Origin of the sequence: Rickettsia endosymbiont of Ceutorhynchus obstrictus (genome assembly GCF_964026565.1) — a bacterium.
In the GTDB taxonomy this organism is placed as follows: Bacteria; Pseudomonadota; Alphaproteobacteria; order Rickettsiales; family Rickettsiaceae; genus Rickettsia.
In genome coordinates this window covers 920,917-935,237 of the sequence record NZ_OZ032162.1, presented here as the reverse complement: position 1 = coordinate 935,237, position 14,321 = coordinate 920,917, and the positions used below count along the sequence as shown (strand labels likewise).

Below are 14,321 nucleotides of genomic sequence, written 5' to 3'. Positions count from 1 at the left end.
TACTTATCTTTATCATATTTCTAAAGGGTTATAATCGTTAATCACTTTATTATAACGTAAATAATTGTGACTTATGCTTTCCTGCTGCGTGCCGGTTTTAGCATCCATTGCCAGATAACAAAAACTTTCCGTTATATCCGTGCATCTTGTCGAGCTTGAATGAGCAGTGCGTTTATTTGCGTCAAACTCATAAAGTCCGTTTATACCATCACGGCATTTTCGCTCGTCTATTCGTAAATAACTTTGCATCAGTAAATTACGAGCTTTGTTTATCATTTCTTCACGTAAGTACTTTCTTCCTAACTCAAAAGGAGCAAAGCAAAGCTTCTCGGCTATCTCGTTTGCTTGTTGTAGCCTCGTATCTAAAGTCGGCATCTGACGCCTAGCCATATCATGCGGCAATATATTTCGTCCGTAGTTATAAGGTCTAAACCTTAAATGATTTAAATAAAACTCTAAATTTTTACCCCTGTTAATATAGAAATCTATAATATCTATACTTTCTTTCTTTTCCTGCACAAACCAAATAGCCGTGTAATCAACTATACCGATATCCCAATAGGTATTTACTCTATATGCAGGGTCATAAGGTATGTGCGTAATACGCCCCTCGCTTTCCACAATACGCAGCTGCTCTACAAACGTGCCGCCCTCATCGGCTTTTTTATACTTATAAGCCTCAAAATCGCAATAAAGCTCTCTACGCCTTTCAGCCATGTTCATACTTAACGACTTAAGGTTATTGTGGATTAATAGCAGGCGTATATAAGTAAAGTACCCAGGCATTACTTCGAGCTACCATCGGCTCTATTAGCGAAGTCATCGCCACCGGATCATGATAAGAGTACTCGGATATTATCGCTCCTTTAATTCCGACACCTCTAAGCTTTGTATGTCTATCGCTACCGACAAACTGAATTATCGAGCCGTTTTTAAATAGTATTATTTGTTCGGATTTTAAAACTTTATCTATAGCCGATTGCGGTATAAAAGACATATAAGGGCGCCCCTCTAAAGTCATACCCTGCCATATCGCCTTTTTAGCTTGTTCATAGGTTGGATATACATACCAGTACAGCCCAACTTCACGTAGTGCGGCTGCCGTAATCCAGTTAATACCCATTATGTCTTTACCTGATCTTCTATGCCATACCGCTATTGCTATCTTGCCGCCATTATACAGATAACGCCACAAAGGTAATTGAAACGGATAAGGTGACCAATTAACAGGGAATTTTATAGTTTTTTGTTTACTTGTTTTGTTATTACTAGTTATTTGCTTCTTCTTCATTTTCTGCTTCTGCTCTATAAGCTTCTATCTCAAAAATATCCATGTCATTTGAATTTATCTGCATATTATCCGGTTTTTTAATTTCGCTAACGTTTTTGATATTAGTTTGATATTTCGGTGAATTAGCCTTTAAATACTCCAGCAAACTCCTAGAACAATATTTTTTCTTACGTGCTATGCATTCACCTTGTTCGTTATAAGTTAATTCCTCATAGCCGTTAATAGCCCGATCATAGAGTACGGCTTCAGCTCTTTCGGATGCGTATCTAAGCGCAAGACTGACGCATTTAGTTAAATATTTGTCATCATGAATTAGTTTGTGTAAATGTATAGGAGACCCGACTATTACCTTCTTAGCAGCAAGACCGATATTGCCTATTTCGCATAGCTCTTGCAGAAAAATAACAATATTATCCCGGGAGCCGAATTTATCAATCGTGCTAGCCGATATTTTATTTAAATATTTATCAAATAATTTGTAATTTTTTGAGCTATAATTTTTAATCACAAAAATACCTCCAATCCCTGTATTATAGAGGTTTTTGAGCCTTTTTACAACTCCAAATAATCTTTAATACTAACACAATTATTTTTTAATTATTTCAAATTACTCTATTGATAATAATTTATTTGTGTTATAAGTCGTAAAATTATGATTAAAATAAAATATAACCAGGAGGTAGAATTAAGAATAATTATGGATACAAATCAAAAAGATTCAATATTAAGTTGTTTCGATGTAGCTAATTATTTTCTGGTTTTAATAGATAGAGAAGCCGGAGATATTATAACTCAATTAAAGTTGCAAAAATTAATCTATTTTGCTCAAGGCATTCACCTTGCTTTATTTGATAAACCGCTTTTTAATGAAGAGATTGAAGCTTGGGAATTCGGACCGGTAGCACCAAAATTACGTATACCGTTTGGCAACCTAAAAAGAGTACCAATTCCAGCTCCTGGTGAAATGGACTTTGATATTTATACTGAGCAACAAAAACACTTCATTTATAAAATATATTCCATATATGGTGAAATTTCAGCACATCGTTTAAGTGACTTAACTCATATGCATTCTATTTGGCAAGAAGCAATAGAAAGAAAAGACACAACAATTACTAAGCAAGAAATGCATAAATTTTTTCAAAAGTTTTTTACTGATACTTATACCAAAGATAATTTTTTATTACTGCTTCCAAAAGATATAGAAGAAATAGAAAACGCTGAAGATCAATGGTGGATGAATTATGATAGTGGTGTACCTGCCGAAGATATTACAGAGCAGCTCTTAAAAGCTAAACAGAAAAAAGAAGGTAAAAAAATTGAAAGTCATTTGGTCTGATGAAGCTTTAGAGCAGTTAGAGTTTTGGAAACGTAATAACCCTCAAATAATTAAACGAATCCAGCTTTTGATAGATAATATTATTCTAACTCCTTGCACTGGAAAAGGAAAACCGGAGCCTTTAAAATATAACTTAAGCGGCTTTTGGTCTCGAAGAATAGATAATGAGCATAGATTAGTATATTCTTTTAATAAAAAAACTCAAATTATAGAAATAGAAAGCTGCAAAGGACATTATTAAAATTTTATAAAAAACTGAAAATTTTTTTTTATTAACCGATTAATTCCCTCCGCAAAAATTTTTTCAAACTCCCCCCAAGTGTGCCAAGAATGCAGAATCAGAAGAAGAGGATGCAATGCTGTATTTGACATGGTGGAAGGTCCACCGGAATCGAGCTGGTATGAGCAGATTCCAAACAACCTTAAGCTGCTGTATTCTAAGGAATATGGTAGTGAGCGTTAAGGAAAAGGCCCGCAAGGGTCATGTGAGATTTATGTAGGTAAACGAAAGTGAATTGCTGTAATTAAGTGTCGAAAGAGGGTTAAGTTCTCTGTCAAAACCTTTGGCTTTTGGGGGCTGAAGGGATAAGTTAGCTAACTGTCATACAATAGTTGAGCTATCGGCGAGCGGCACAGGAGGCAGTACGAACATAAATTAGGGTCAGATATGGAACTTGGGAATCAATAGCACTTTCCAGCTATTGAGGCAGATGCAGTTGTAGTAGTGAAGAAGCTTCTGTAATGGGAGTGGAGCGAAGGGCTGCATGTGGAGCGACATAAAAAAAAAATTAACAACTAAGCTAATTAAAGAAGGATTAATTAATATTATGTCAAAGAGGTACAACATTGCCTCAAATCCACAAAGAGCCGTATGAGGCGAGAGTCTCACGTACGGTTCTGTGAGCACCTCTGGTCAATACAGGGGTGACTCGATCCCCCTTCCTAAAGCCAAACTACCCCCTACCGTAGATTTAAGTCTCAGATCCGGCAAAAAAATAAGAAAAAACAGCAAAAAGTGGCTAAAAAACAACAATATTTGCCTTAATTTGTTAAATTATCCTTAGCCCTCTGCTGTCCCATCAGAGGGCTAAACACTTAGAACCCTAATAACTATAAGGATTTGATTAGGCTTTTAGTTTCATATGCTCCTTATATGTTCCGGGCAACGAATAACCGGGAAAATAAATATTATAATTACTATAATTTCTTCCTGCTCATACAATTAATCTATAAATATATAAATAACTACTTACTTATTATTAACTATTAATATAAATAATACTTTTATTATATTTAATAATTAAATATTAAATATTTCTTAATAAAGCTCTTCTGATTTTCTTTCAAAAAATAAAAAATTATAAGTTAATAATAATTAGTATTATTCTTTATTATTTCGTTGTTTTGTTCAATGTTCCCCTTATTGCCGCTGAAAAGTCACAAAATTTTTATAATTTTGGTAAATATTAAAAAAATTATAAAAATTATTATTTTATCCGCTGTACTTCCAAAATTTCCCACGGTAATGGTGGTCTAAAGCGTTAATTAACTAATAACGTTTTATATATTAATAATTACTAACTATAAACTTAACAATTAATAATAGGTTTTTTATGTTTAACGTTAAAATTGACGGTACTAATTTTTATAAGCTTCATAATATTGACAAACATGATTTGACTAGAGCTTTTTTTCAAGGCGAAGTAGAATTTAATTTTAAATTAATAATAGAATATTACAGAAAAAATAAACATTTTAATAATATATACCAAAAAATTTATGAGGATTTGACCGCTTGGAATATATATTATGAACCACATGAAACCCAAACTTTTAAAGAAGAATTAATTATGAAGCAAGGTTTTCTTCCTTTTAGTTATGAGGGTAAAAACTTGATCGCTTTATGTAGAGATTTAAATGATGGTTGGTTTCACTGTTACGAAACGCAATTAGAAAGATACGCTCAACAAGTAACTAAAAAAAGTACCGAAGTTTACAATGATAAAGTATTTTATTTAAATAGCTATCGTTGATAAAAAAAGCCTAAAGTTAAGCTAATTTATAAGCTTAACTTTTCTTTTATAAGCACTATATAAGTTTAGTTTAAGCTTTATTTAATAATAATAATTTAATTAGCATAAAATATTATATAAGCGTCGTTATTGTTTCCCGGGGTAGTAACCTAATTATTTTTTTACTTAAGTAATACGGTTGGTCTATCAATATATAGATAATTCATAAATTACTTATTACTAACTATTAATATAAATAATATCTTTATTATGTTTAGTAATTAAATATTAAACATTTCTTAATAAAATTCTTCTAATTCTTCTTTTAAAAATAAAAAATTATAAGTTAAATAATAATTAGTATTAATATAGTTAGTAGTTAGTAATTAATAATTACTAGCTATATTTAATTGCTAACGAAAAATAGCAAATTTATTATTTTATAGTTTTTATAATAAAATATAGCCCTAATATTTAAATTCCCTAACTTTGCCGCAAGAAAGAGACAGTAGTAAAAATAATTACAATAATAATAAAAATAATGATTTCCCGCCTTGACTTCAAAATTACTTCATGACATCGATAGGATAACGACAAAAAAACTAATAATTATATATAAGTAAAAAAATTACACTAACAATAGTAATAAATAAAATTATAAATAACTTATTTTTTGTCTAACAAAGTAAATATATCACAATAAGGACTTTATAAAACAAATTGTGAAATTTAAAACTTTATAAACTTAACAATTAATAAAAAGGGCTTTTATGACTATCTACCATTTAAATAGCGGACTTGAAAAACAATTTTATACTATTCACGAAATAAACTTTGAAGAAGAAAATAATTGTGAAGAAGCGAAATATAATTATGAGCAAGTAGAATATAACAAAGAATTATTTGCGGAATATCACAGCGATGAAGAGGACGTAAATATTGACCCTGACGAACTAGAGGCGGAATTAGAGCAAACATTTTGGGACGGCTTAAGCTATTACAATACATATTACGAGCCCTCAATTTTCGACGAGACAATAGCTTTTGAGTGCGACTTAACGCCTTTTCAATATCGGGGTAAGAATATGTTAGCTTTGTGTAGTAACAATATGAACGTAACTTTGCGACTAGAAGCTTATCAATTGTTAACTAGCAATACAATTGATCCAAAAAGTAAATTCTTTATACGAGAAGGGGAAATTTCTAAGGACGCCGAAGATGTCATAGGGAAAGACATAGCCGAGAGGATTTTAAAAATAATTTAAAAGCAACGGACTAGCAGTACGCTAGTTTTTAGCGTACCTTCGTAACCCTTAGAAACTTTTTAATAAATTAATAACAATAACAACAAAATGAAAGCTTAGTATACAAAACGATAAAATAGAAGGCAACTAAAAAATAACAAATTTAAAAGTATAATTTAATACAACTTAAAATTAACAATTAACAATAAAAAACGAGGTTAATATGGTTATTAACTATTTAGAACGACTTAACAAAAAATTTTATATTATACGTAAAATAGACTTTACGACTAACAGCGAGGCTGAGGCGTTAGAATATAACGACGAATTAATTACTACGTATTACAAAGACAAGCCGGAAATAACTAATAAGAATAATTCGCTGGAGGATAGGCTTGATTTAATATTTTGTAATAATAACTTAGATTATGGCATATATTATGAACCTTTAATTTTTAACGAAATAATAGCTTTAGAATGTGGCTTAATAGCTATTAAATATAATAAAAAGGGTATGTTAGCTTCGCCCTGTTACGGAATGGAGTTAATCGCTTGGCTAGGAAATTATGAATTATTAGCGAACATTATAATTAATAACCGAGGTAACTTTTTTACCTCTACCGGTAAAATTTCTAAGAATTTCAAAAATCTTATGGACAAAAACCTAGCCGAGAAAATCCTAAAAATATATTTAAAAGTATCAAAAACCCTTAACAATAAAACTAAAGAGAATTAGGTTTTTACTAATGATCCACGCCCCTATAAAAGGTGTTTCCGGTTTAAGTTTTATTTGTTTTGAATCGTTATTTTCTTCAACCGCTTCTAATCTACTAAACCAAGATTTATCAATAGCCTCGCCATAGTGTGCTATCAAATATTGCCTTACTTTGTACCATATCGAATTAGGATTTAACCCCGCAAGCCCGATATAACTGTTGCTAAGCGTTTTTGCTGTTTGTTTAGGCGCATTGCCGGTAAAAGGCAAGACTTCCAAACGCTGTATTTCCTGACCATATACCGCTTGTATTTCTTGAAGCAATCGAGTTTTAACATAATCGGACAAAGTAATATTTTTTGTTAATTTTAGTTGATAAGCCTCCGAGGCAATTTTAGAAAACTCACAAGAGCGTAATAAAGGGTAAGCTATATCCGGTTCAAAAACTGCCGCTATCTTTCGCTCTAATTGTGCTTGCGGTGTTGTCTCTTGGCTATATTCTTTTTTCTTTAAATATTCTTCCCTCTTCTTAACGGCAGCTTCAAGCCCAAAATTAAAGCTTTCGTTATTGGCAACTTCTACCGTACGCTTTTCATACAGCAATGCCATAGCCATATAGTTTAATACCGACTTTTTGCCGTAAAATCGATTATCTGGGAGTTTTTCGGCTAGTCTCATCAGTAGATTATTGATATATCGCAGGTTAAACTCACGTCCTGATTTATTTCTTAGCCAAATGCCGTCTTCCTCAGTTAACGGATGGAATTCGGATAATTTCCTACCGCCGCACCATTCTTTTGCCTTATCGATAAGCGTAGAAATGGGATTAGAGGAAGCAGAAGCGGAAGCACTAGAACCAGAACCGGTGGAGTGAGAATTTGCTTCTGACGGGGGTGTAGGAGTTTTTGCAGGGTTGTTTTTATTATTTATTTCTAAATTTTTATTTATAAAATTAGATTCGTCGAGATATCTAGATTTATTTATAGATATACTATTATCTATTATATTGTCTGCTTCTAAAATCTTTCCGTTGAACCCGAAACTTTTTTCCGGTTCAGCAGAAAGATTTTTCCGGTAAGGCTCAAAATTTTTTGCTAGTTTTATACACGGCACATTACGGCATTTTACATAATGTTTTACCACTGTATTTAAAGTAAGCTTAATAAAACCGCCGTCCCGTAATTCCAGCAAACACTGCCTGATACGTTTCTGACATACCCCGAGTAGCTGCTCAAAATAATAATAACTTTCCTGTAACTCATCATTTACCCCGTCGGAAATCTGATCATTTTGTAACTGCGAAACTATCAATGATAAAACTTGCCGAGCGGTTTTACTTAAAATTTTACCGTCGCTAGAGGTCAAATTACGCCATTCAGGCGGTATAAAATTACCGACTAAATTATAAAAAATAGTATCATTTACAGTTGTGGAAGTAGGAAAAGGTGTAACTATTTTTTGCATATTACCTCCCTCTGAAATCCAGTCAGGAAGAGGCTTGGCGAGCTATTACACCGCTCGAAAATTAAGTCAAAAGGCGAATAAAAGGAACATACGGAGTTTTTAGAAAATTTAGAAAAGCCCCAGAAAGCCCTGAAAACCCCAGCAGGAACTGGCGGGAGTGACGGGACTCGAACCCGCGACCTTCTGCGTGACAGGCAGAAGGTCTGGGGTGCAAGCCCCCCTCGCCTCACCGCATTACTATCGGGTTTTAGGGCTTTATTAAAATATACTAAAAACCCCATATGCTCCTTTTATTCGCCTTTTGACTTAATTTTCGATCGGCGTAATAGCTCGCCAAGCCTCTTCTTAACTGGGTTTCAGAGGGGGGTAATATGTCAAAAATAGTTACACCTTTTGACGCAATTTCTATTAAAAATTCTAATTCTAGCGATACCATTTTTTATAATATAGTCGGTAATTTCATCCCTCCTGAGTGGCGTACGCTGACCTCTAGCGAGGGTAAAGTTTTAAGTAAATCCGCACGGCAAGTTTTATCATTGATAGTTTCGCGATTACAAAACGATAAGATTTTAGAGGGGGCAAATGATGAATTAAATGAATTGCAGGAAAGTTATTATTATTTTGAGCAGCTAATAGGGGTATGTCAGAAACGTATAAGGCAGTGCTTGCTTGAATTGCATGACGGCGGTTTTATTAAGCTTACTTTAAATACAGTGGTAAAACATTATGTAAAATGCCGTAATGTGCCGTGTATAAAGCTGGTAAAAAAATTTGAACCTTATAAGAAAAATATTTCCACTGAACCGGAAAAAAATTTCGGGTTAACCGAAAATAATTTTCAACAAGACAATATAATAGATATATCTATATCTAAGTATAAATATAGAGATAAAGATATAGATATAGATAAATCTAATTTTGTTAATAAAAATTTAGAAATAAGTAATAAAAACGACCCGGCAAAAACTCCTACACCCCCGTCAGAAGCAAATTCTCACTCCACCGATTCCGGTTCTAGTGCTTCCGCTCCCCCTCCTGCTTCCTCTAATCCCATTTCTACGCTTATCGATAAGGCAAAAAAATGGTGTGGTGGTAGGAAATTATCCGAATTCCATCCGTTAACCGAAGAAGAGGCAGGCATATTGCGGCTTCGATCAAATCGAGAATTTAACTTAAGCTATATGAATAAATTACTGATGAAACTTGCTGAGCAATACCCAAATAATAAATTTTATAACAAAAAAGCGGTTTTAAATTACATGGCTAAAGCTTTGACTTATGAGCTGCGACAAGCACCGGTCGTGAATAATGAGGGCTTTAGGTTTAAAACGGATGAAGCTACTAAAGCACGAGATGAGTATTTAGCTGAAAAAGAATATAGCTTAGGTACAAGTCAAAAGGCACAATTAGAGCGAAAGATAGCGGCAGTTTTTGAACCGGATATCGCTGAGCCTTTATTACGCTCTTGTGAGTTTTCTAAAATTGCCTCGGAGGCTTATCAACTAAAATTAACAAAAAATATTACTTTGTCCGATTATGTTAAAACTCGATTGCTTCAAGAAATACAAGCGGTGTATGGGCAGGAAATACAGCGTTTGGAAATCTTGCCTTTTACCGGCAATGCGCCTAAACAAACAGCAAAAACGCTTAGCAACGGCTATATCGGGCTTGCGGGGTTAAATCCTAATTCGATATGGTATAAAGTAAGGCAATATTTGATAGCACATTACGGCGAGGCTGTGGATAAATCTTGGTTTAGTAGATTAGAAGCGGTTGAAGAAAATAACGATTCAAAACAAATAAAACTTAAACCGGAAACACCTTTTATCGGTAGCTGGATTACAGGCAACTACGCCCAAGCACTAAGGGCGGCTTGCGAAAGTTATAATTTTACTTTTGAATTAGTAAAAGCCTAATTCTCTTTAGTTTTATTGTTAAGGGTTTTTGATACTTTTAAATATATTTTTAGGATTTTCTCGGCTAGGTTTTTGTCCATAAGATTTTTGAAATTCTTAGAAATTTTACCGGTAGAGGTAAAAAAGTTACCTCGGTTATTAATTATAATGTTCGCTAATAATTCATAATTTCCTAGCCAAGTGATTAACTCCATTCCGTAACAGGGCGAAGCTAACATACCCTTTTTATTATATTTAATAGGTATTAAGCCACATTCTAAAGCTATTATTTCGTTAAAAATTAAAGGTTCATAATATATGCCATAATCTAAGTTATTATTACAAAATATTAAATCAAGCCTATCCTCCAGCGAATTATTCTTATTAGTTATTTCCGGCTTGTCTTTGTAATACGTAGTAATTAATTCGTCGTTATATTCTAACGCCTCAGCCTCGCTGTTAGTCGTAAAGTCTATTTTACGTATAATATAAAATTTTTTGTTAAGTCGGCTCAAATAGTTAGTAATCATATTAACCTCGTTGTTTGTTATTAGTTTATTAAAAAAGTAAAATACCTTCGGTTTAAGAGCTAGTTTTTGGAAGTTGATAGTCTTGAATTTTATCGCCGGAGACTAAGTGGTTATACTTTAATGCTCGTGTATATGCTCTTTGAATCATATCAAGCATATCCTTTTCTATAAAAGTTTCAGCGTAATCATGAAATTTACCTTCGGAGGTAAAATAGTATATATTATTAGTAATTATAACATCCGTTAATAATTTATATGCCCTTAGCCGAGCAGTATAATGACCTTTCTCTCGATTCTGCAAAGCTAACATATTTTTACCTTGATATTTAAAAGGCATTAAAGTGCATTCCAAAGCTATTGCTTCATTGAAAGTTTTAGGTTCATAATACGTGCCTTGGCAACCTATTTCGCTCCAAAACATTTCGTTGATTTGATCAGCCCAGTCGTTATAGTCATTGGTCGGCTCTAATTCATCTTGATAATATTCGCCGATTAATTCCTCGTTATATTCTACTGTTTCAAAATCATCATTAACCGTAAAGTCTATTTTGTGTACTATAAGTTTGTTATAATCATTTTCATTAGTCATATTAACCTCGTTTTTTATTGTTAATTGTTTATTAAAAAAGTTACGAAGGTACGCTAAATAAATAATTTAGCGTAGCTTAAGCCGGTTTAAATAGGTGCAATCTGTTCAAATATAAGTTCTTCACCCCGGCTATCAGTAATAGCCCCACCTATTGCTAATGCTTTATTAGTCATTTTATGTTTAAATACTCCCTTAAAACAGTCATAAGGTAACCAAAAGTCAGCGTGGTCTTCGTCATCGTCGGATTCTTGTCTTACACGATTGATTTTTAATTGAAAATTACTGCACTTGTTGCCGTACTTGCCGCTTGCTTTCGTCGATATTTTGTTGTTATTTAAATAAATATTAAAACGTTCGCTTAAATTTTCCGACGTTCTTGCTATCACTATGCACGTTATTAGCGTTTCAAATATATCTGACAATTCTTTTACTTCTTTTTCCGTACAACCATTATTATTAGAGTAAATAATTTTGGTTTTAATATCATCGATGTTTAATTTAGTATTAGTAATTTTATATTTAGCCATATTAACCTCGTATTTTATTATTATTATTTATAAGACCTTATCTATAGTGGTCGGCTTTTTGGTAATCGTGTCCACAAGCATAGCTTCTATTTTAATATTTATATTTTCCCGCTTATGGTTAAACGTACCGATAAACAAATCAAAATTTTTAGTTTCTAATTGCTTGCCTTGATAATCGTCGGGGGTGATAGAAAAGTTTTTACGTTCAATAGTAAGGATAAATTTGCCTCCTCCCTGTGAGCATAGGTATTGGTCATTTTCTATATCAACTTGTACTTCGCTAGCTAGTGTTATTCCGGTTACGTATCTTATAATCGCTTCAAATTCCTCCGCAAATAATCCGACTAGCACTTTGTTACAATTGTACTCGGTAACTTTTATTAATTTTAAATTAGCCGGCACTGTCCACTCTTTAGAAATAATCATAAATTAACCTCGTTTTTTATTATTAATTATTAATTGTTAAGTTTATTAAAGTTTTAAATTTCACAATTTATTAATAGTTAAGTTGTTATTGTGATCTATTTACTTCATAACGATAAAAAAATATTTATTTATAAATTTATTTATTACTATTGTTAGTGTAATTTTTTTACTTATATATAATTATTAGTTTTTTTGTCGTTATCCTATCGATGTCATGAAGTAATTTTGAAGTCAAGGCGGGAAATCATTATTTTTATTATTATTGTAATTATTTTTACTACTGTCTCTTTTTGGCGGTAAAAGGGTAAAAACCTGATAAGAATAAGGATTTGTAAGTTTGTTACAAACTTTATAAAGTAGGAAAGATAAGTATTTACGATTTTTTATTACTATTTTATTGTTATTATAATTATTTTTATTAGTGTCTCTTTCTTGCGGCAAAGTTAGGGAATTTAAATATTTGGGCTATATTTTATTATAAAAACTATAAAATAATAAATTTGCTATTTTTCGTTAGCAATTAAATATAGCTAGCAATTATTAATTACTAGCTATATTAATACTAATTATTATTTAACTTATAATTTTTTATTTTTAAAAGAAGAATTAGAAGATTTTTATTAAGAAATGTTTAATATTTAATTACTAAACATAATAAGGATATTATTTATATTAATAGTTAATGATAAGTAATTCATAAATTACTTATCTGTTTATAGATTAATTGTATTACTTAAGTAAAAAAATAATTAGGTTACTACCCCCGAAACAATAACAACGCTTATATAATATTTTGTGCTAATTAAATTATTATTATTAAATAAAGCTTAAATTAAACTTATATAGTGCTTATAAAAGAAAAGTTAAGCTTATAAATTAGCTTAACTTTAGGCTTTTTTTATCAACGATAGCTATTTAAATAAAATACTTTATCATTGTAAACTTCGGTACTTTTTTTAGTTACTTGTTGAGCGTATTTTTCTAATTGCGTTTCGTAACAGTGAAACCAACCATCATTTAAATCTCTACATAAAGCGATCAAGTTTTTACCCTCATAACTAAAAGGAAGAAAACCTTGCTTCATAATTAATTCTTCTTTAAAAGTTTGGGTTTCATGTGGTTCATAATATATATTCCAAGCAGTCAAATCCTCATAAATTTTTTGGTATATATTATTAAAATGTTTATTTTTTCTGTAATATTCTATTATTAATTTAAAATTAAATTCTACTTCGCCTTGAAAAAAAGCTCTAGTCAAATCATGTTTGTCAATATTATGAAGCTTATAAAAATTAGTACCGTCAATTTTAACGTTAAACATAAAAAACCTATTATTAATTGTTAAGTTTATAGTTAGTAATTATTAATATATAAAACGTTATTAGTTAAATAACGCTTTAGACCACCATTACCGTGGGAAATTTTTGAAGTACAGCGGATAAAATAATAATTTTTATAATTTTTTTAATATTTACCAAAATTATAAAAATTTTGTGACTTTTCAGCGGCAATAAGGGGAACATTGAACAAAACAACGAAATAATAAAGAATAATACTAATTATTATTAACTTATAATTTTTTATTTTTTGAAAGAAAATTAGAGGAGCTTTATTAAGAAATATTTAATATTTAATTATTAAATATAATAAAAGTATTATTTATATTAATAGTTAATAATAAGTAAGTAGTTATTTATATATTTATAGATTAATTGTATGAGCAGGAAGAAATTATAGTAATTATAATATTTATTTTCCCGGTTATTCGTTGCCCGGAACATATAAGGAGCATATGAAACTAAAAGCCTAATCAAATCCTTATAGTTATTAGGGTTCTAAGTGTTTAGCCCTCTGATGGAATAGCAGAGGGCTAAGGATAATTTAACAAATTAAGGCAAATATTGTTGTTTTTTAGCCACTTTTTGCCGTTTTTTCTTATTTTTTTGCCGGATCTGAGACTTAAATCTACGGTAGGGGGTAGTTTGGCTTTAGGAAGGGGGATCGAGTCACCCCTGTATTGACCAGAGGTGCTCACAGAACCGTACGTGAGACTCTCGCCTCATACGGCTCTTTGTGGATTTGAGGCAATGTTGTACCTCTTTGACATAATATTAATTAATCCTTCTTTAATTAGCTTAGTTGTTAATTTTTTTTTATGTCGCTCCACATGCAGCCCTTCGCTCCACTCCCATTACAGAAGCTTCTTCACTACTACAACTGCATCTGCCTCAATAGCTGGAAAGTGCTATTGATTCCCAAGTTCCATATCTGACCCTAATTTATGTTCGT

General features: G+C 31.6%; 16 protein-coding genes. 6 read left to right on the top strand and 10 right to left on the bottom strand.

Annotated features, from left to right (window positions below; genetic code table 11):
- Nucleotides 1–12 precede the first annotated feature (12 nt).
- From AAGD64_RS05285 to AAGD64_RS05275, 3 genes are read right to left on the bottom strand one after another with little or no spacing between them, the layout of a single operon-like run.
- Nucleotides 13–723, bottom strand: a complete 711-nt coding sequence (locus tag AAGD64_RS05285) for a hypothetical protein (RefSeq protein ID WP_341792633.1) — start codon at nt 721–723, stop codon at nt 13–15.
- A gap of 16 nt (nt 724–739) precedes the next feature.
- Nucleotides 740–1,291: a hypothetical protein gene (locus tag AAGD64_RS05280; RefSeq protein ID WP_341792632.1), complete on the bottom strand. Its 552-nt coding sequence runs from the start codon at nt 1,289–1,291 to the stop codon at nt 740–742.
- Entirely contained in the window at nt 1,269–1,799 is a 531-nt protein-coding gene (locus AAGD64_RS05275) for a hypothetical protein (protein WP_341792631.1), read from the bottom strand. The genes AAGD64_RS05280 and AAGD64_RS05275 overlap by 23 nt, the downstream gene beginning before the upstream one ends.
- 189 nt (nt 1,800–1,988) lie before the next feature.
- Between AAGD64_RS05275 and AAGD64_RS05270 the strand changes: the two genes are divergently transcribed.
- From AAGD64_RS05270 to AAGD64_RS05250, 5 genes are all read left to right on the top strand, one after another.
- Nucleotides 1,989–2,630: a Panacea domain-containing protein gene (locus AAGD64_RS05270; RefSeq protein ID WP_341792630.1), complete on the top strand. Its 642-nt coding sequence runs from the start codon at nt 1,989–1,991 to the stop codon at nt 2,628–2,630.
- A complete protein-coding gene (locus AAGD64_RS05265; RefSeq protein ID WP_341792629.1) occupies nt 2,611–2,871 on the top strand; it encodes a Txe/YoeB family addiction module toxin in 261 nt (86 codons plus the stop codon). Before AAGD64_RS05270 ends, AAGD64_RS05265 begins: the two co-directional genes overlap by 20 nt.
- Nucleotides 2,872–4,243: 1,372 nt before the next feature.
- Nucleotides 4,244–4,663, top strand: coding sequence for a hypothetical protein (locus AAGD64_RS05260; protein ID WP_341792628.1), 420 nt, complete (start codon nt 4,244–4,246; stop codon nt 4,661–4,663).
- 749 nt (nt 4,664–5,412) lie between these two features.
- Nucleotides 5,413–5,907, top strand: coding sequence for a hypothetical protein (locus AAGD64_RS05255; RefSeq protein ID WP_341792626.1), 495 nt, complete (start codon nt 5,413–5,415; stop codon nt 5,905–5,907).
- Nucleotides 5,908–6,109: 202 nt separating this feature from the next.
- Nucleotides 6,110–6,622, top strand: a complete 513-nt coding sequence (locus tag AAGD64_RS05250; protein ID WP_341792625.1) for a hypothetical protein — start codon at nt 6,110–6,112, stop codon at nt 6,620–6,622.
- Here AAGD64_RS05250 and AAGD64_RS05245 read toward each other — a convergent pair.
- Nucleotides 6,587–8,065, bottom strand: coding sequence for a hypothetical protein (locus AAGD64_RS05245; protein WP_341792624.1), 1,479 nt, complete (start codon nt 8,063–8,065; stop codon nt 6,587–6,589). The genes AAGD64_RS05250 and AAGD64_RS05245 overlap by 36 nt on opposite strands.
- Nucleotides 8,066–8,436: 371 nt before the next feature.
- Between AAGD64_RS05245 and AAGD64_RS05240 the strand changes: the two genes are divergently transcribed.
- Nucleotides 8,437–9,981 (top strand): DnaA N-terminal domain-containing protein, encoded by a 1,545-nt coding sequence (locus tag AAGD64_RS05240; protein WP_341792623.1) that lies wholly within the window; start codon nt 8,437–8,439, stop codon nt 9,979–9,981.
- Here AAGD64_RS05240 and AAGD64_RS05235 read toward each other — a convergent pair.
- The 6 genes from AAGD64_RS05235 to AAGD64_RS05210 form a co-directional block, all read right to left on the bottom strand.
- On the bottom strand, nt 9,978–10,490 hold the full coding sequence (locus tag AAGD64_RS05235; RefSeq protein ID WP_341792622.1) for a hypothetical protein: 513 nt from the start codon (nt 10,488–10,490) through the stop codon (nt 9,978–9,980). The two genes, AAGD64_RS05240 and AAGD64_RS05235, sit on opposite strands and share 4 nt — an antisense overlap.
- A gap of 52 nt (nt 10,491–10,542) precedes the next feature.
- Nucleotides 10,543–11,079: a hypothetical protein gene (locus AAGD64_RS05230; protein WP_341792621.1), complete on the bottom strand. Its 537-nt coding sequence runs from the start codon at nt 11,077–11,079 to the stop codon at nt 10,543–10,545.
- Nucleotides 11,080–11,165: 86 nt separating this feature from the next.
- Complete coding sequence (locus tag AAGD64_RS05225) at nt 11,166–11,606, bottom strand: hypothetical protein (RefSeq protein ID WP_341792620.1); 441 nt, start codon at nt 11,604–11,606, stop codon at nt 11,166–11,168.
- A 27-nt stretch (nt 11,607–11,633) separates the two neighbouring features.
- Nucleotides 11,634–12,032: a hypothetical protein gene (locus tag AAGD64_RS05220; RefSeq protein WP_341792619.1), complete on the bottom strand. Its 399-nt coding sequence runs from the start codon at nt 12,030–12,032 to the stop codon at nt 11,634–11,636.
- Between the two features lie 231 nt (nt 12,033–12,263).
- Nucleotides 12,264–12,473 carry a hypothetical protein gene (locus AAGD64_RS05215; RefSeq protein WP_341792618.1) on the bottom strand — a complete coding sequence of 70 codons (210 nt, stop codon included), beginning with the start codon at nt 12,471–12,473 and terminating at the stop codon, nt 12,264–12,266.
- Between the two features lie 460 nt (nt 12,474–12,933).
- On the bottom strand, nt 12,934–13,353 hold the full coding sequence (locus tag AAGD64_RS05210; RefSeq protein ID WP_341792617.1) for a hypothetical protein: 420 nt from the start codon (nt 13,351–13,353) through the stop codon (nt 12,934–12,936).
- Nucleotides 13,354–14,321 lie beyond the last annotated feature (968 nt).

Coding starts and splice junctions, on each gene's coding strand:
- AAGD64_RS05285 (WP_341792633.1), bottom strand. CDS start 723: ATGAACATGGCTGAAAGGCGTAGAGAGCTTTATTGCGATTTTGAGGCT.
- AAGD64_RS05280 (WP_341792632.1), bottom strand. CDS start 1,291: ATGAAGAAGAAGCAAATAACTAGTAATAACAAAACAAGTAAACAAAAA.
- AAGD64_RS05270 (WP_341792630.1), top strand. CDS start 1,989: ATGGATACAAATCAAAAAGATTCAATATTAAGTTGTTTCGATGTAGCT.
- AAGD64_RS05260 (WP_341792628.1), top strand. CDS start 4,244: ATGTTTAACGTTAAAATTGACGGTACTAATTTTTATAAGCTTCATAAT.
- AAGD64_RS05255 (WP_341792626.1), top strand. CDS start 5,413: ATGACTATCTACCATTTAAATAGCGGACTTGAAAAACAATTTTATACT.
- AAGD64_RS05250 (WP_341792625.1), top strand. CDS start 6,110: ATGGTTATTAACTATTTAGAACGACTTAACAAAAAATTTTATATTATA.
- AAGD64_RS05245 (WP_341792624.1), bottom strand. CDS start 8,065: ATGCAAAAAATAGTTACACCTTTTCCTACTTCCACAACTGTAAATGAT.
- AAGD64_RS05240 (WP_341792623.1), top strand. CDS start 8,437: ATGTCAAAAATAGTTACACCTTTTGACGCAATTTCTATTAAAAATTCT.
- AAGD64_RS05235 (WP_341792622.1), bottom strand. CDS start 10,490: ATGATTACTAACTATTTGAGCCGACTTAACAAAAAATTTTATATTATA.
- AAGD64_RS05230 (WP_341792621.1), bottom strand. CDS start 11,079: ATGACTAATGAAAATGATTATAACAAACTTATAGTACACAAAATAGAC.
- AAGD64_RS05225 (WP_341792620.1), bottom strand. CDS start 11,606: ATGGCTAAATATAAAATTACTAATACTAAATTAAACATCGATGATATT.
- AAGD64_RS05220 (WP_341792619.1), bottom strand. CDS start 12,032: ATGATTATTTCTAAAGAGTGGACAGTGCCGGCTAATTTAAAATTAATA.
- AAGD64_RS05210 (WP_341792617.1), bottom strand. CDS start 13,353: ATGTTTAACGTTAAAATTGACGGTACTAATTTTTATAAGCTTCATAAT.